Here is a 16,246-nt window from a genome sequence, read left to right on the forward strand (position 1 = left end):
GGGTCGGCGCGTCGGTCAGGCCGCCACCCCGAGCTCGCGCACGACCGGACGACGACGCGCCGCCAGCACCGGGGCGATCGAGAGCACCACGACCAGCACGAACCCGACGAGGAGCACCCAGGGCAGCGGACGCAGCGAGTCGAGCGCCTGCTGCCCGGGGAGGGGCACGATCGTCGCGGGCAGGGCGAGAGCCATGGCGAGGAGTCCCGCCGTCACGGTGACCACCACCGCCTCGATCGCCGCGGCCAGGGTCACCGCCCGCCAGGTCATGCCCGCGACCACCAGCACGGCACTCTCGCGACGTCGCTCCGGTGTCGCCATGAAGATCGTCGTGCCGGCGGTCAGCAGGACGACCGCGACCGGCACGCCGAACAGAGCCAGCCCCTGGACGAACATGCGGAGGTCGCTCCAGACGCCGATGGCACCGGTGAAGGCGCCGAGCGCCGCGGCGATCGCGAGCAGGGCCACGGCCGCCTGGCTGCGGGCGACCGCGTGCAGGGCGTTGCGTCGGGCCACGAACCAGGTCGTGCCGACGCCCGCCGGCAGGACAGCCGTCCAGAGGCGCATAACGGGCCCGGTCAGCCAGGGTGCGACGGCGGCGAAAAGCGCGATGAACGCGATCGGGAACAGCGACGTCACGCCGCGATCGCCGAGGAGGTAGCCGACGTACGTCCCGACGGCGAGCACCGCCGCGAGCGCGGTGGCCACGAATCGGCCGACGCCCGGTCGCACGGTCTCGTCGAGCGGGGCGCGGACGGCGACCAGGGCGGGCGTCCGGCCGGCGCGGCGGGCCGCGACGGCCGCGCTGACGACGGCCACGCCCACGTGGACGAGGGCGGCCACGGCGACGGGGCCGGGACTGAGGGCGATCGAGACCAGCGGGGCGTCAGGATCGGCCCGTACCGGTCGCGAGAGGCCGTTCAGCAGGAGGTCGAGCACGGGCAGCACCGCGATCGAGGCGACGAGGAAGGCGAGGACCGAGACCGTCGCGACCTGCGCGAGGACCACCGCGGCGATCGAGCGCGGGGTGAGACCGGCGAACTGCCAGAGGGCGTGCCGGGTCCGCTGCAGACGCACCGCGTAGCCGACCAGGAGGGCGACACCGGCGACGACGACGAGGCCGTTCATCGCCGAGTAGATCTTCGCGTGGTTCATCAGGGCGGCAGCTTGCTGGGGGTCGTCCATGGCCCGAGCCGTCGAGACGTCCCCCGCGCAGACGAGCGCGACGACACCCGACAGGAAGAGCACCACGAACACACCGAGCCAGGTGCGCCAGCCGGCGACGAGGTCGGCGACGACGAGCCGCGCGATCACCGCGAGCCCCCTCGGGCCCCCGCGACCGCGGCCAGGACGTCGTCCGGGCCGGGCGCGACGAGTTCGGCGTGGACGACCCCGTCCCTGAGCACCAGCACCCGGTCACCCCGGGCGGCGGCCTCGAGGTCGTGCGTCACCATGACCACCGACGTCGTGCCCGAGGCACAGTCACGCAGCAGGTCGAGGACGCGGACACCCGACTCGGTGTCGAGGGCCCCGGTCGGTTCGTCGGCGAACACCACGTCCGGTCGCGTCGCCAGCGACCGCGCCACGGCGACCCGTTGCTGTTGCCCGCCCGAGAGCTCGCCGGGTCGGCGGTCGGCCGCGTCGGCCAACCCGACCGCGCCGAGGGCCTCGCGCACGGCCCGCCGGTCGGCCTTGCCGGTCGCGAGGCGCAGCGGCAACGCGACGTTCTCGGCCGCCGTGAGCGCCCCCACCAGGTTGTACGACTGGAACACGAAGCCGATCGTCGATCGTCGGAACCGGGCGGCGGCCTCGGGACGCAGCGTCGCCAGGTCGGTCCCGGCGACGACGACGGAGCCGCCGTCGACCGCGTCGAGCCCCGAGGCGCACTGCAGCAACGTCGACTTGCCCGACCCGCTCGGCCCGACCACGACGACCATCTCACCCGACGCGACGTTCAGCGAGACGCCGTCGAGGACGGTGCGTCGTTCCCCTCCCCGGGGACCGGGGTAGGTCTTCACGACGTCCTGGGCGGACACGACTGCTTGCATGGGTTCCTCCGACTCGATGAATTGTCACAGTATGTCACATTCCCAATGACAATGCCTGCAAGCATAGAGGCGACAGCCCCGAGGAGGCGCGGTGCGCGTAACAAACGCACCGCGCCTCCTCGGCTCGTCCAGGATGGACGTCACATGGACTGGCAGAGCACACCCGAGGACACCGTCCCGTCGAGCGTCATCAGCGAGCGCACGCGACTGGCGATGCTCGGCCGCCCGCCGGTCACGGGCGCCTGGCGCGACGGCGACGATCCCGGAGGCCGGTCGTTCGAGGCACTCGACGACCTCGTGCTCGAGAGCGGCGCCACGCTTCCCCGACCGCGGCTCGCCTACGAGACCTGGGGCGAGCTCGACGCCGACCGTGGCAACGCCGTGCTCGTCTCGCACGCCCTGACGGGCGACAGCCACGTCGTCGGCGCGGCCGGCCCCGGCCACCCCACGGCGGGCTGGTGGAACGGCGTCGTCGGCCCGGGGCTCGCGATCGACACCGACCGCTGGTTCGTCGTCGCACCGAACGTGCTCGGGGGCTGCCAGGGCAGCACCGGCCCCTCGTCGTTCGCGCCGGACGCCGTCGAGTGGGGGTCGAGGTTCCCCCACCTGACGATCCGCGACCAGGTCGCCGCCCAGGCGGCGCTGGCCGACCGCCTCGGCATCGAGCGATGGGCCGCGGTCGTCGGCGGGTCGATGGGCGGCATGCACGCCCTCGAATGGGCGATCACGCATCCTTCGCGCGTCGCCCGGCTCGCCGTGCTGGCCGCGCCGCCGGTCGTGAGCGCCGACCAGATCGCCTTGAACACGGTGCAGTACGAGGCGATCCGGATGGACGCCGCCTTCGACGGCGGGGACTACTACGACTCCGTCGACGGCCCCTACCGCGGCCTCGCCCTCGCCCGGCGGATGGCCCTGCTCAACTACCGCTCGCCCGACGAACTGAACGCCCGGTTCGGTCGCAGCTGGCAGAGCGAGATCTCGCCGCTGGGCGGTCCGGGGCGGTTCCAGGTCGAGAGCTACCTCGACTTCCACGGCAACAAGTTCACCCGGCGCTTCGACGCGGGCAGCTACGTGACCCTGCTGGGTGCGATGAACTCGCACGACGTCGGACGCGACCGGGGTGGCGTGGCGGCGGCCCTGAACCGCATCACGGCCCGGACGCTCGTGCTCGGCGTCGACAGCGACCGGCTCTTCCCCGTGTCCGACCAGCGGGTGATCGCACGACACCTGCGGCACGGGCTGGACGGCGACGACGTGGCCGTGGTCGAGAGCCCCTACGGGCACGACGGATTCCTCATCGAGGGCGACGCGGTGGGCGCCCAGTTGCGCCGCCTGCTCGACTGACCCCAGTTCGGTGGACACCGCGGGGTACAGTTCGGCGTCGCGACCGGATCGTTACCTCGCCGATCGGCGATTCGGGCCCTGCACGACCCCCTGAGAGGGGGCTGGGTGTGAAAACATGAGGAGTCACCAGCCACCCGGCATCCGTGACGCCACCGTCGGAAGCCACTCACGAATCATGGACATCTTCGCCCAAGAGCGCGATCGTCTGCTCAGCAGCACGACCAGCACCCTGGGGCTCGCCTGCGCGGCGGTCTCCATCGTGGCCCTGGCGATCCCCGGCGTGACCGACCCCCTGCACCTCGCAGCCATCGCCCCGCTCGTCGCGCTGCTCGTCGTGTCGCTGCTCTTCGTCACCGGGCCCCGTGCCCGCGTCTGGGTCCCCGTCGGGCTGGCCTCGGGCATCGCCGCGACCGTGGTGGCCCTGTTGCCCGCCGGCGGGCCGGACGACGGCCCGCTCGCGACCGCGATCATCCCCCTGGCCGGCGGTGCGACCGCCGCCTTCAGCCTGATGCTCTCGTCGAGCCGACCGCGACTGACCACGGCGATCGTGGCCTTCGTCGTCGAGCTCACCCTGGTGGCCCTGGCCACCGGTTCGCTCTTCACCTTCCCGGTCGCGGCCGTGTTGCTCGGCTGGGTCTCCTGCTTCGTGACGGGCCTCTGGCTCGGGCGCGCCGTGCCCCTGGCGGCCCGCCGCATCTACAGCATCGGCAACGCCCACCGGGCCGAACGCCAGGCCAGCGAGACCGAGGCGCAACGACGACAGGGCGCCCGCCTGCTGCACGACACGGTGCTGGCCACGTTGACCCTGCTCGCCCACTCGGGCTTCGGTGTCACGCCCCAGGCCCTGCAGGACCAGGCCGCCGAGGACGCCCGCCTTCTGCGCCACCTGCGTCTCGGCGGCACCCCCCAGCCACAGGCCTCGGGCGACTACAGCCTCGAGACGGTCGAGGAGTCCCCCCTCGGCCAGACCCTCGAGTCGGTCAAGCAGCGCTTCGGCCGCATGGGCCTCGAGGTGAGCTGGCACGGCACCGGCCAGGTGCTGCTGCCCACGCACGTGCTCGACGCCTTCCTGCTGGCCCTCGCCGAATGCCTCGAGAACGTGCGACGTCACGCCGGGGTGACCGAGGCGCACGTCACGATCATCCACGACGACTCGATGGTGCGCGCCATGGTCACCGACGCCGGTGTCGGCTTCGACCTCGCCGGCATCAGCGAAGAACGCCTGGGCTTCAAGGAGTCCGTCGTCGGTCGGCTGCACGAGGTCGGCGGCAGCGCGCGCCTCTTCTCGTCCCCCGGGTCGGGGACCACCGTCGTCCTGGAGGCCCCGCGATGAGCATCGACGAGAACACCCTCGGAGTCGTCCGGGGCCGCCGGGCGGCCCGGGGCCTGCCGATCAGTTCGACCGGCGCGCGGTCGCTGCGCCAGGCGCGAGCGGCCGGAGCGACCCTCGGGACCGGCTACCTCGGCGTCGGCGCGGCCGTGGTCGCGGCACTCCAGGCCGTGTACGGCCTCGCGTTCTTCCTCAGCCATCTGTCGTCCTATCCCGACGTCGCCCCCGTCCTGATCTCGTGGCTGCTGTACGTGGCGACCTTCATCGGCACGGCCGTGCTCGTCACCGTGCGAGGCGAGAGGCTCACCACGGGGGTGTTCGCGGTGATCGGGGTCGTCCTCGCCGTCGTCGTCGCGCTCGACTTCGTCGCGATCTGGCCCCTGCACGACGTCGGCGCCTACGCCACCTCGAGCGTGGCCGTCGGCTTCGGCCTGCTGCCGATCGTCACGCTGAGGCCCGTGCGCGAGGTCGTCATCGCCACCGCCCTGCTGTTCGTGGCGCTCGTCGTCATGGTGGCGCTCTCGACCCGCGTCACCAGCGACTCGGGCCCGCAGCAGATCACCGTCGTGGCCCTGGCCGTCCTGCCGAGCGCCATCGCCACCTTCGCGGTGCACCGGTTCCGCCGCATGGTGCAGGTCGAGCTCGACCGGGTGCTCGTGCAGAGCAACGTGTCGCAACCCCGCTTCGCGGTGGGCATGCTCGCGAGCGACGAACTGGCGCGGCTCGACCTCGCGGCCGAGAAGCTGCTCGACGGCGTCGCGAACGGCGACGTACCCCTGCCGCTCTCGCCCAAGGTCGCCTCGCAGGCCGCGTCGCTCGCCACCGAGCTCCGTCTGCACCTGATCGAGGGCCGGCGCGAGACCTGGCTGCACCACGCGGTCACCGAGTCCGAGTACCTCGGCCGGTCGGTCACGCTGGTCGACCCGTCGTCGCTGGCCGGCCTGCTCGCCCCGGCGCAGCGCGACGGCCTGCTGCAGGGCGTCTGGCTGTTGCTCGGCGACTCGAAGAGCCGCGCACCGGGCACGACCATCCAGCTGGCCCTCGGCCCCGTGACCGCCGCGTCCCAGTCGTTCGCCGGTCGCAGCGTCTGCGTCCCCGTGGTGATCTCGACGACGGGCATCCGGCGCAACCGCGTCACCCCGGCCACCTGGAACGCCCTCGAGCGCGCCGGGGAGTACGTCGTGTCGTCCCACGAATCGAGCGTCAAGATCTCGGTCAGCTGCATCGTGGACAACCCCGCCGAGGCCTGAGCCGCCGAGCGCCCGCGTGGCCCGGCCCGATCACCACCCCCGCCCGTAGCATGAACCCCACACCGTCCTGAAAGAAGGTCCCGACGTGTCAGACCACGACGACCGCATCCGCCTCGCCCTCGTAGACGACCACAAGATGCTCCTGGGCGCCCTCAGCGAGTGGATCCGTGGTGCCGCGAGCGACATCTCGATGGTCGCCGCGGTCGCGTCCTGGCCCGAGCTGCTCACCCACCCCGAGTTCCCGGTCGACGTCGTGCTGCTCGACCTCGACCTCAAGGACAACATCCCGATCTCGTTGAAGATCAACACGCTCAAGACGACGGGCGTCAAGACCGTCCTGATGAGCACCTACTCCGAGCCCAACGTGGTGCGTGAGGCCCTCGCCGCCGGCGCCCTGGGCTACCTCGTCAAGAGCGAGGACGCCGAGATGATCGTCGAGGCGATCCGCTCGGCCGCCAAGGGCGAGTCGTACATCTCCGCCGAGCTCGACCTGGCCCTCAACGCCGCCGAGGTCGGCGGCGTGCCGAAGCTCAGCGCACAAGAACGCCGCGTGATGGCGCTCTACGGCGGCGGCGAGCCGGTCAAGGCCGTCGCCTACCAGCTCGGCATCAGCGAAGAGACCGCGAAGAGCTACCTCAAGCGCATCCGCGAGAAGTACCGGGTGGCCGGCTACGACGTGGGCACGAAGGTCGCCCTGCGGAAGCGCGCCATCCAGGACGGCATCCTGCTGCAGACCGACACGCCGGCCCAGACCAGCTTCTGACGCCCGGCGTCACCCCAGAGCACGGCCCGGCCCCCTCGCGGGCCGGGCCGTTCGTCGTCTGCGCCACCCGCGCCTCCTCGGCCGTGGTTCCCGTGCCGCTCGCGACGGAGCGCGCTTCGACACGCCGAGCGGGCCGAACCCGAGCGCGCCGACAGCCCCGTGTCGTGAGCAGACGAGGAGGCGCGGGCCGGCGGCCCGAGGACGCCTACGCCGAGACCGACTCGCGTTCGGCGGCCGTGGCCCGGGCCGCACCGCGTCGGTCGTCGACCCGCTGCATGCCGAAGCTGATCATGGTGAGGACGACTCCGGCGAGGGCGAGCACGACGCCGACCCAGCCGGGTGCCGAGAAACCGAGGCCGGCCGCGATGACCGCGCCACCGAGGTAGGCGCCGAAGCTGTTGCCGAGGTTCATGGCGGAGTGGTTCAGGGCGGCGCCGATGACCTGGCTCTCGCCTGCGACCTCCATCAGGCGGGACTGCACCGACGGGCCGACGCTCGACCCGACGAGGCCGACGAAGAACGTGCTGACGAAGATGCCGACGATCGAGCTCGAGGTGAGCGCGTAGGCCGAGAGGGCGGCGATCAGGCCGACGAAGCCGAGGTACATGGCGAGCTTGAGCGAGCGGTCGGCGAGCCAGCCGCCGAGCAGGTTGCCGATGGTCATGCCGACGCCGACCGTGACGAGCACCCAGGGCACGATGCCCTCGGAGACGCCCGCCCCCTCGGTGACGGCGTTGGCGATGTAGCTGTAGACGGCGAAGAACCCGCCGAAGCCGATGGCCCCGATGCCCATCACGAGCCACACCTGGGGCTGCTTGAACGCGCGCAACTCGCGCTTCATCGAGGCGGAGGCGTCACCGTCCTGGTGCGGCACGGCGAAGGCGACGGCGACGAAGGTCAGCGCGAAGATGAGGGCGACCGCGAGGTAGGCCACCCGCCAGCCGGACTGCTGGCCGAGCCAGGTGATCGAGGGCACGCCGATGACGTTCGCGATCGTCAGGCCGCTGAGCACGAGCGCGACGCCCTTGCCTCGGTTGCCGGGGCCCATGATCGACGCGGCGACGATGGACGCGATGCCGAAGTAGGCGCCGTGCGGCAGGCCCGCGGCGAAGCGGGCGGCGAGCACCCAGCCGAACGACGGCAGCAGGGCCGAGGCGATCGTGCCGACCGTGAAGGCCGCCAGCAGGGCGAGCAGCAGCTTCTTCTTCGGGAAGTGCGACGACATCGCGGCGATGGTCGGGGCCCCGACGACGACGCCGAGGGCGTAGGCGCTGATCAACCAGCCGGCCTGGGCGATGCCGGCGTCCGCCGACCGGGAGTACAGGTCGGGCAGCAGATCGCCGGCCATGTTCGGCAGCAGGCCCATGGCGACGAACTCGGTGGAACCGATGCCGAAGCCTCCCAGGGCGAGGGCGATCAGGGCGGCCGTACGACGACGGCGGGAGAGGTGGGTCACGAGCGAGGGCCTTCGAGTTCGAGGGGTGTCAGCGAGGGAGCCTGCCACGGCTCGCCGTCGAGCTGGGAGGGGCGCGGGCCCGAGGGCGCCGTCGTCACCCGGGCGGGTGCTCGACGCCGGGTCGTATCGATTCGACCGCGCGATGCAGGGACCAGTCTACGACCCGGGAGGTCGAACTCAAGGGCCGATCGGCGTCAGGCGTCGCCGAGCGCCGCTTCGAGCCGTTCGACCTTGCCGGTCAGCTCGCCGGTGCGGCCCGGTCGGATGTCGGCCTTGAGCACGAGCGAGACGCGCGAGCCGAAGGCACCGACGGCCTCGGTGGCGGCCTTGACGACGGCCATCACCTCGTCCCACTCCCCCTCGATCTCGGTGAACATCGACGAGGTGTGGTTCGGCAGGCCGGACGCCCGCACGACCGCGACGGCGGCCGCCACGGCCGAGTGGACCGAATCGGGTTCGGAGCCGGAGGACGGCCCGCCCTCGGGGGCGGCACCACTAGGTGAGACGGAGAACGCGACGATCATGCGTCCATCCTCGCGTGTGCGGGGCGGACGCGCCAGAGCGTGACGACCGCCCACGCCAGCAGCCCGAGCTCGAGCACGGCCCGCACGGTGACCACGGCGACCAGGTCGGTTCGCGCGGCGAGCAGGGCGTCGTACTCGAGCGGGTAGACCACCTGCGTCAGCCCCGCCACGACCACGGCCAGCACCGCCGGCACGACGAACCGCGGCCCGCCCGAGCGCGCGAGCACGAGCCCGACGACGACGGGCACCGCCAGCCACGCCACGAACTGCGGCGAACCGACCTTGTTGGTCACGATGAGGGCGACGACGACGGCCAGCGACAACGGACCCAGGAGGCGCGTGGCCGTCACCCCGCGGCGCACCGCCCGCAGACCCAGCAGCACGACGCCCAGCACGACCGCGGCCATCACGAGGCTCATCGCCTTCGCGGCGAACCCGACCCCGTCGCCGGCGATCTGGTAGGTGAGGATCTCACGGTCGTAGTAGACGAACGTGCCGGGGACCCCCGCGGCGGCACGCCAGAGCCAGAGCACCGCCGCGGGCGACTCGACCTGCAGCCCGCGACCGGCCTGCTGGCCGACGAAACCGACCACGTTCCAGCCGCTGCCGAGCACGAGCGAGATCGAGACCACGACCGCGCTGGTCACCGCGGCGGCCACGAGGACCTCGACGCGACGGCGCACGGCGAGGACGGCGACCACCACGAGGGCGGCGGGCCAGACCTTGACCCACGCCGCGATCGTGAGCAGGGCGGACGCCAGCGAGGGCCGGGTCGAGACGAGCAGCAGGCCCACCAGCGCGACCGCGACCGTGACGGCGTCGATGCGGCCGAGGGCGATCGGCCCGAGGGCGACGAGGAAGGCGAGCCACCACCACGCGGCGACCACGGACCCGGCGCGGCGCCGGGCCACGAGCACGACGAAGGCTCCGGCGTTCAACAGCGACACGAGCACGAGCCACACCGCCCCGTAACCCGAATCGCCACCGAGCCGGGCGACCAGCATCGGCACCGCGGCGAGCAACGGGTAGACCCACGGTCGGTCGACGCCCACCCAGTCGCCGCCCCCGATGCCCTGCTGCATCCAGGTGCGGTAGACGACGTCGACGTCGCCCAGGGTGCGGTTGCCGCCGACGAGGTTGAGCCGGACGAGCCAGGCGTGCACGAGCACGAAGGCGATGCCGAGCACCACGGGTGACGCCGCGAGCGACCTCGCACGCTCGACGAACGCGGTGCGACCGTCGGCCCCGGACCGGGTGCCCGACGATCGCGCGTCACGGACGGCCGGCGCACCGGGGTCGGCCGACGCGGAGGGCACAGGGGTCGGCATGCCCACAGGCTAGCCGTCGGTCCCGACACCGGGCGTCATGCGTCGGCCGACGTCGGCGGTCGCCGCTACGATCCCACTCATGCGCAGACCCGCCTCCCTCCGACTCGTCGCGACCGCCGCCGCCCTCGTGCTGGCCGGGTCGCTCGCCGCCTGCTCGTCCGACGGGGGCTCGGGTGCCGACGCCGCGGGCGTCGGTGCCGTCACCGAGGGCAAGCTCACCGTCGCCACGGGCGAACCGGCCTACGGCCCGTGGATCGAGGACGACGACCCGACGTCGGGCAAGGGCTACGAGGCCGCCGTCGCCTACGCGGTCGCCGAGAAGCTCGGCTACGACGACTCCGACGTCGTCTGGGTGCGCACCACGTTCGACGAGGCCATCGCGCCGGGGCCGAAGACCTTCGACCTCAACCTGCAGCAGTTCTCGATCACCGACCAGCGCAAGAAGGCCGTCGACTTCTCCCCCGCCTACTACGAGACGCGCCAGGCGGTCGTCACCCTGCCCGGCACCGCCGCGGCCGACGCCACCTCGATCGCCGACCTGAAGGGCCTCGCGATCGGCGCCCAGAGCGGCACGACGAGCTTCACCGCCGCCGAGAACGCCATCGACCCCGAGGGCGGTGTGCAGGCCTACAACTCGAACGACGACGCGAAGGCAGCGCTCGAGGCCGGCCAGGTCGACGCCATCGTCCTCGACGTCCCGACCGCCACCTACTTCGTCGAGGGCGGTGTCGTGCTCGGCCAGTTGCCCGCGACCGACGGGGCGAGCGACCAGCTCGGCATCGTCCTGCCGCTCGGCAGCTCCCTGACCGCCGACGTCACGAAGGCGGTCGACGACCTCCGGGCCGACGGCACGCTCGCCGAGCTGCAGCAGCAGTGGCTCGCCGACTACGACGTGAAAGAGCTGTCGTAGCGCCTCGCACGGTCGCGGCCGACCCGGTGGCGGTCAGCGACCTCGAACTCGACCGGCGCGCGTTCCGTCGACGACAGTCGACCCGCTCCGTCGTGATCGCCGCCGTCAGCACGGTCGCCTTCGCCGTCCTCGCCTGGTGGGCGGTCACCAGCACGCCCGGTTGGTCCCGCGTCCAGTTCAGCTTCCTCGACGGGGCCACCTTCGCCTCGGCCTGGCCCCGCGTCGTCGAGGGGCTCTGGCTGAACGTGCGGGTCCTGCTGGTCGCCGCCGTCGGCGTGGCCGTCGTCAGCACCGTCCTGTCCGCGCTGCGCACCCTGCGGGGGCCGGTGTTCTTCCCCGTCCGGGCGCTGGTGCGGGGCTACACCGACCTGTTCCGCGGCATGCCGCTGATCATCGTGCTGTACCTCGTCGGCTTCGGCGTGCCGGGCCTCGGCCTCGGCATCCCGCGCCTGCCCGCCGAGTTCTGGGGCACGATCGCGTTGATCCTCACCTACTCGGCCTACGTGTCCGAGGTCATCCGTGCCGGCATCGATGCCGTCCACCCGTCACAGCGCCTCGCTGCCCGGTCGCTCGGCCTCAGCCACGCGAAAACCCTGCGCCTCGTCGTGTTCCCGCAGGCGCTGCGGAAGGTGACGCCAGCCCTCATGAACGACTTCGTCTCGATGCAGAAAGACGTCGGTCTCATCTCGGTGCTCGGGGCCGTCGACGCCGTCCGCGCCGCGCAGATCGAGACGGCGACCGCGGCGAACTTCACGCCCTACGTGCTCGCCGGATTGCTCTTCGTGCTGCTGGCCCTGCCCACCATCTGGCTGACCGACTGGCTGTCGGCGCGCCTCCGTCGTCGCGAACAGGCGGGCAGCGTCGTATGAGCAACCCCATCCCCGATCCCGTCGCAGGAGGCGCGGTGCCCGTCACCCCCGCCGCCCACGGCCCCGAGACGGTGCTGCGCCTCGAGGGCGTGCGCAAGTCGTTCGGCGACACGGTCGTGCTCGACGGCATCGACCTCGACGTCTCACGAGACGAGGTCGTGGCGCTGATCGGGGCCAGCGGCTCGGGCAAGTCGACCCTGCTGCGCACCGTGAACCTGCTCGAACAGGTCGACGACGGCCGCATCGTGCTCGGCGACGACGACATCACCGACCCCCGGGTGCGCGTCGACGCCGTCCGTGCCCGGATCGGCGTCGTCTTCCAACACTTCAACCTGTTCCCGCACCTGACCGTGCTCGACAACGTCGCGCTCGCCAGCCGCCACGTGTTGCGCCAGCCGAAGGCCGCCGCGAACGAGCGCGCCCTCGAGGTCCTCACGCGCGTGGGCCTCGGCGACAAGGCCGGCGCCTACCCCGACCGCCTCTCGGGCGGGCAGCAGCAACGGGTCGCCATCGCCCGAGCCCTGGCCCCGCGCCCCGCCGTGCTGCTGCTCGACGAGATCACGAGCGCACTCGACCCCGAGCTGGTGGGCGAGGTGCTCGACCTCGTGCGCACGCTCAAAGAGGTCGGCACGACGATCCTCATGGCGACGCACGAGATGGCCTTCGCCCGCGACGTCGCCGACCGGGTCGTGTTCCTCGACCGGGGCCGCATCGCCGAGCAGGGCACACCCGCGCAGCTCTTCACGGCGCCGCGCGAGGCCCGCACCCGCGAGTTCCTCACCCGCTTCACCGCTCCCTGACCCCCACCGTCTTCACCAGCGCCTCCCAGGTCGTTGCAAAGGAGACACGTCACCATCGGATCAGCCCCGTGGACTCGCCGCGCGTCACGCCGACCCCTCCGAAGGACGAAACCCATGAAGAAGAAGACCAAGATCGGGCTCGGCATCGCCGCAGCCGTCGTCGTCGTCCTGGGGGCCACCGCGGCCTTCGCCGGGCCGGCCTTCTACCGTGACGTGATCGTCGGTGAACCCGACGCCGCGCCCACCGCCTCGCTCACCCCCGGCTCGAGCACGCTCGACCCCAGCCAGCTCACGGGCGACTGGAGCATCGGCGACGGCAGCACGGCCGGCTACCGCGTCGACGAGGTGCTGAACGGCACCGACGTCACCGTCGTCGGCAAGACCGACAAGGTCTCCGGCACCATCACCGTCGACGGCACGACCATCTCGGCCGCGACCATCGACGTCGACGTCGCCTCGATCGCGACCGACAGCAGCAATCGCGACGACTACTTCCGGGGCACCGCCATGCAGGTGAACCAGTACCCCACGGCCACCTTCACGCTGACCCAGCCGATCGAGGCGGCCGTCCCCTCCGACGGCGAGGTGGCCAAGGTCGAGGCGACCGGCGAGCTGACCATGCACGGCGTCACGAAGACCGTCACCGTGCCCCTGCAGGCGGCGCTCTCGGGCGACGGCGTGCAGGTGAGCGGGTCGATCCCCGTGACCTTCTCGGACTACGGCGTCGACGCGCCGAGCCTCGGCTTCGTCAAGGTCGAGGACCAGGGCACGGTCGAGTTCCTCGTGGCGGCGACCCCCGCCTCCTGACCCCCCGGACGCTCGCGCCGGGCCCTCGCCCGTCGAGCGCGGCACGTCCGGACTCAGCCCCGGCGCAGCAGCTCGGCGATCGTGGCGGGCAGGGCGTCGACCAGGCCGAGCACGGTGAACGGTCCCCCGGCACTTGCTCGGGACGCCGCGAGGCCGTGGACGACCGCAGCCGTCGCGGCCAACCGGGCCAGCGCCTCCTCGTCCGCGGCGATCTCGTCCGCGTGCGTCGCGACCAAGGCGCCCAGGACTCCCCCGAGGGCGTCGCCCGCGCCGGCGGTCGCGAGCCACGTCGGAGCGCTGGCCGCGACGAGGCGCGTGCCGCCGGGCGACGCGACGTACGTGCGGTGCCCCTTGACGAGCACCGTGCAGCCCCACTCCCCCGCCGCACGTTCGGCGGCGCCCGCCGGATCGGCGGCGACGTCGCCGACCTCACGACCCGAGGCCTTCGCCAGCTCGCGGAAGTGCGGCGTCAGCACGACCGGCCCGGTCGCCTGCTCACGCAGCGACAGCGCACCGGCGTCGAGGACGAGCGGCACCCCCGAGGAGGCGCCGGTCGCGAACCCGTCGCGCGTCTCGTCGTCGAGGTGGTCCGGGTCGACACCCGAGCCGAGCAACCACGCCTGCACGCGACCCGGGCTCGTGACGGCCTCGGGCCGACGGTGCAGCACGAAGTCGGACGCGCGGGCGGGGCCGAGGTAGCGCAGCATGCCGACGCCGGTGTGCAGCGCGGCCTCGACGCCGAGCACGGCGGCGCCCGGGTACGAGCTCGAGCCGGTCACGACGCCGAGCACGCCACGGCTGTACTTGTCGTCGTCGACCGCGGGGACGGCGATCCGGTCGGCGGCGTCGGAGGGGGTCCAGTCGGTGAAGCGGGTGTCGGAGGTCACGCCCCGACGGTAGTCGGCCCCGACCCCGACGGGTCCGCCGATACGGTGGGTCGATGAGCATCTCACTCCCCGGCCGCACCGTCGTCTTCGACTACGGCGAGGTGATCTCGCGGTTCCCCGACGACGCCTCGCGCCGCCGCATCGAAGAGCTCGCGGGCGTCGACCCGGGCGTGCTCTGGCCCAGCTACGGCCGTCACCGCCACGCACTCGACCGAGGCACGCTGAGTTCCGGCGCGTACTGGCGCGCGATCGAGGCCGACACCGGCGCCGACTGGTCCCGCACCCGCGTGCACGAGCTCTGGGCCGCCGACTTCCCGTCGTGGTTCAGCCCCGAGCCCGGCACGCTCGACGTCATCGCCGACCTGGCCGACGGCGGCACGCGCCTGGCCCTCCTCTCGAACGCCGGTCTCGACTTCGCGTCGCCGTTCCGGCACTCACCCCTCGGCGAGCTGTTCGAGCGCGTCTTCGTCAGCGCCGAACTCGACGACCTCAAGCCGTCGGCCACGATCTTCGAGCACGTCCTGGCCGAACTCGGAACAACGGCCGCCGACACGGTGTTCATCGACAACAGGTCCGACAACGTCGAGGCCGCCCAGGCGCTCGGCATCACCGGGCACCTCTACACCGGACCCGAGCCGCTCCGACACTTCGTCCACGAGCTCGCGGCCCTCCCCTTCGAAAGGCGATGACCCCCCTCGTGACCCAGACGGACGCAGTCCCCACGACCACCCCCGACGCCACCGCGACGCCCACCGGCGCGACCGTCGGCCTCTTCGACCCGATCACCCTGCGCGGCCAGGCCTTCCGCAACCGCCTGTGGGTCGCCCCCATGTGCCAGTACTCGGCCGAGCTCGAGGACGGCGTCCCCACCGACTGGCACCTCGTGCACCTGGGCTCTCTCGCCCGAGGAGGCGCGGGTGCGGTCATCGCCGAGGCCACGTCGGTCACGCCCGAGGGCCGCATCTCTCCGCAAGACCTCGGCCTCTGGAACGACGCGCAGGTCGAGGCGTTCCGCCCGATCACGGCCTTCATCCGCTCGCAGGGCTCCGTGCCCGGCGTGCAGCTCGCACACGCGGGCCGCAAGGCCTCGACCTTCCGCCCGTGGAGCGAGACCCAGGGCACCGTCCCCGCCGAACAGGGCGGCTGGACCACCGTCGCCCCGTCGGCGGTCGCCTTCGAGGGCTACGACGAGCCCGTCGCCCTGACCACCGAGGCGGTGGGCGACCTCGTCGAGGCGTTCCGCGTCGCCGCGCGACGTTCGGTCGACGCCGGCTTCGAGCTGATCGAGCTGCACGCCGCCCACGGCTACCTGCTGCACCAGTTCCTGTCGCCGCTGAGCAACGAGCGCGACGACCGGTACGGCGGGTCGCTCGAGAACCGGGCGCGCTTCCTGCTCGAGGTCGTCGCGGCCGTCCGTGCCGAGGTCGGCGACGAGTACCCGTTGCTCGTCCGCTTCTCGGCGACCGACTGGGCCGACGGCGGCTGGAACGAGGACGACACCGCCACCGTCGCCGCCTGGGCGCACGACGCCGGCGCCGACCTGTTCGACATCTCGACCGGCGGCCTCGTCGCGGGCGTGAGCATCCCGGTCGGCCTCGGCTACCAGGTGCGCTTCGCCGAGCACGTCCGTCGCCAGGGCCGCGTCGAGACCGGGGCCGTCGGCCTCATCGTCGGCGCCGAGCAGGCGAACGAGGTCGTGGCCAGCGGTCGGGCCGACGTCGTGCTCATGGCGCGCGAGTTCCTACGCGACCCGCACTTCCCGCTGCGCGCCGCGGCAGAGCTCGGGGTCGAGCTCGACTACACGCCGTCGCAGTACGAGCGCGCACCCTTCCGCGTGCGCTGAGCCGCCCGGGGCCGCAGCGGTCCCGCACGACGCGACCCGCGCCTCCTCACCCTCTCGGGGTCAGGAGGCGCGGGTCGCGTCGTCTGC

Annotated in this window: 16 protein-coding genes; 10 read left to right on the forward strand and 6 right to left on the reverse strand. The window is 72.6% G+C overall.

What is annotated here, in order from left to right; genetic code table 11:
- Nucleotides 1-15: 15 nt before the first annotated feature.
- Together SJY14_RS11255 and SJY14_RS11260 are read right to left on the reverse strand one after the other, a co-directional pair.
- Nucleotides 16-1,314, reverse strand: a complete 1,299-nt coding sequence (locus tag SJY14_RS11255; RefSeq protein WP_396598940.1) for an FtsX-like permease family protein — start codon at nt 1,312-1,314, stop codon at nt 16-18.
- Nucleotides 1,311-2,048, reverse strand: coding sequence for an ABC transporter ATP-binding protein (locus SJY14_RS11260; protein WP_396598941.1), 738 nt, complete (start codon nt 2,046-2,048; stop codon nt 1,311-1,313). Before SJY14_RS11260 ends, SJY14_RS11255 begins: the two co-directional genes overlap by 4 nt.
- A 144-nt stretch (nt 2,049-2,192) precedes the next feature.
- Between SJY14_RS11260 and SJY14_RS11265 the strand changes: the two genes are divergently transcribed.
- From SJY14_RS11265 to SJY14_RS11280, 4 genes are all read left to right on the forward strand, one after another.
- A complete protein-coding gene (locus SJY14_RS11265) occupies nt 2,193-3,392 on the forward strand; it encodes a homoserine O-acetyltransferase (protein ID WP_071254005.1) in 1,200 nt (399 codons plus the stop codon).
- Nucleotides 3,393-3,567: 175 nt separating this feature from the next.
- Nucleotides 3,568-4,725, forward strand: a complete 1,158-nt coding sequence (locus SJY14_RS11270; protein ID WP_396598942.1) for a sensor histidine kinase — start codon at nt 3,568-3,570, stop codon at nt 4,723-4,725.
- Nucleotides 4,722-5,972 (forward strand): hypothetical protein, encoded by a 1,251-nt coding sequence (locus SJY14_RS11275; protein WP_396598943.1) that lies wholly within the window; start codon nt 4,722-4,724, stop codon nt 5,970-5,972. Before SJY14_RS11270 ends, SJY14_RS11275 begins: the two co-directional genes overlap by 4 nt.
- A gap of 85 nt (nt 5,973-6,057) precedes the next feature.
- Nucleotides 6,058-6,735 (forward strand): response regulator transcription factor, encoded by a 678-nt coding sequence (locus SJY14_RS11280; RefSeq protein WP_043593728.1) that lies wholly within the window; start codon nt 6,058-6,060, stop codon nt 6,733-6,735.
- A gap of 205 nt (nt 6,736-6,940) precedes the next feature.
- Here SJY14_RS11280 and SJY14_RS11285 read toward each other — a convergent pair whose 3' ends face one another.
- From SJY14_RS11285 to SJY14_RS11295, 3 genes are all read right to left on the reverse strand, one after another.
- Complete coding sequence (locus SJY14_RS11285) at nt 6,941-8,191, reverse strand: MFS transporter (protein ID WP_054147546.1); 1,251 nt, start codon at nt 8,189-8,191, stop codon at nt 6,941-6,943.
- 194 nt (nt 8,192-8,385) lie between these two features.
- Nucleotides 8,386-8,715, reverse strand: a complete 330-nt coding sequence (locus SJY14_RS11290) for a thiamine-binding protein (protein WP_055972053.1) — start codon at nt 8,713-8,715, stop codon at nt 8,386-8,388.
- A complete protein-coding gene (locus tag SJY14_RS11295) occupies nt 8,712-10,043 on the reverse strand; it encodes a glycosyltransferase 87 family protein (protein ID WP_396598944.1) in 1,332 nt (443 codons plus the stop codon). The genes SJY14_RS11290 and SJY14_RS11295 overlap by 4 nt, the downstream gene beginning before the upstream one ends.
- 79 nt (nt 10,044-10,122) lie before the next feature.
- Between SJY14_RS11295 and SJY14_RS11300 the strand changes: the two genes are divergently transcribed.
- The 4 genes from SJY14_RS11300 to SJY14_RS11315 all read left to right on the forward strand — a co-directional run bounded on the left by SJY14_RS11300 (nt 10,123) and on the right by SJY14_RS11315 (nt 13,429).
- Nucleotides 10,123-10,953 (forward strand): transporter substrate-binding domain-containing protein, encoded by an 831-nt coding sequence (locus SJY14_RS11300; protein ID WP_396598945.1) that lies wholly within the window; start codon nt 10,123-10,125, stop codon nt 10,951-10,953.
- Nucleotides 10,954-10,979: 26 nt separating this feature from the next.
- The gene (locus tag SJY14_RS11305) at nt 10,980-11,822 is read left to right on the forward strand and encodes an amino acid ABC transporter permease (RefSeq protein WP_255364129.1); all 843 of its coding nucleotides are present in this window, start codon (nt 10,980-10,982) and stop codon (nt 11,820-11,822) included.
- Entirely contained in the window at nt 11,819-12,622 is an 804-nt protein-coding gene (locus tag SJY14_RS11310; RefSeq protein ID WP_396598946.1) for an amino acid ABC transporter ATP-binding protein, read from the forward strand. Before SJY14_RS11305 ends, SJY14_RS11310 begins: the two co-directional genes overlap by 4 nt.
- A gap of 114 nt (nt 12,623-12,736) precedes the next feature.
- Nucleotides 12,737-13,429 carry a YceI family protein gene (locus tag SJY14_RS11315; protein WP_396598947.1) on the forward strand — a complete coding sequence of 231 codons (693 nt, stop codon included), beginning with the start codon at nt 12,737-12,739 and terminating at the stop codon, nt 13,427-13,429.
- A 53-nt stretch (nt 13,430-13,482) separates the two neighbouring features.
- Here the strand turns inward: SJY14_RS11315 and SJY14_RS11320 are convergent, their stop codons facing one another.
- Nucleotides 13,483-14,316 carry an NAD(P)H-hydrate dehydratase gene (locus tag SJY14_RS11320; RefSeq protein ID WP_396598948.1) on the reverse strand — a complete coding sequence of 278 codons (834 nt, stop codon included), beginning with the start codon at nt 14,314-14,316 and terminating at the stop codon, nt 13,483-13,485.
- Between the two features lie 53 nt (nt 14,317-14,369).
- On the opposite strand from SJY14_RS11320, the gene SJY14_RS11325 reads away from it, so the two are divergent.
- The gene (locus SJY14_RS11325; protein WP_396598949.1) at nt 14,370-15,005 is read left to right on the forward strand and encodes an HAD family hydrolase; all 636 of its coding nucleotides are present in this window, start codon (nt 14,370-14,372) and stop codon (nt 15,003-15,005) included.
- A gap of 92 nt (nt 15,006-15,097) precedes the next feature.
- Nucleotides 15,098-16,159: an NADH:flavin oxidoreductase/NADH oxidase gene (locus tag SJY14_RS11330; RefSeq protein ID WP_396600273.1), complete on the forward strand. Its 1,062-nt coding sequence runs from the start codon at nt 15,098-15,100 to the stop codon at nt 16,157-16,159.
- The last annotated feature ends 87 nt before the right edge of the window (nt 16,160-16,246 follow it).

The organism is Frigoribacterium sp. R86507 (genome assembly GCF_044597695.1).
Classification (GTDB): domain Bacteria; phylum Actinomycetota; class Actinomycetes; order Actinomycetales; family Microbacteriaceae; genus Frigoribacterium.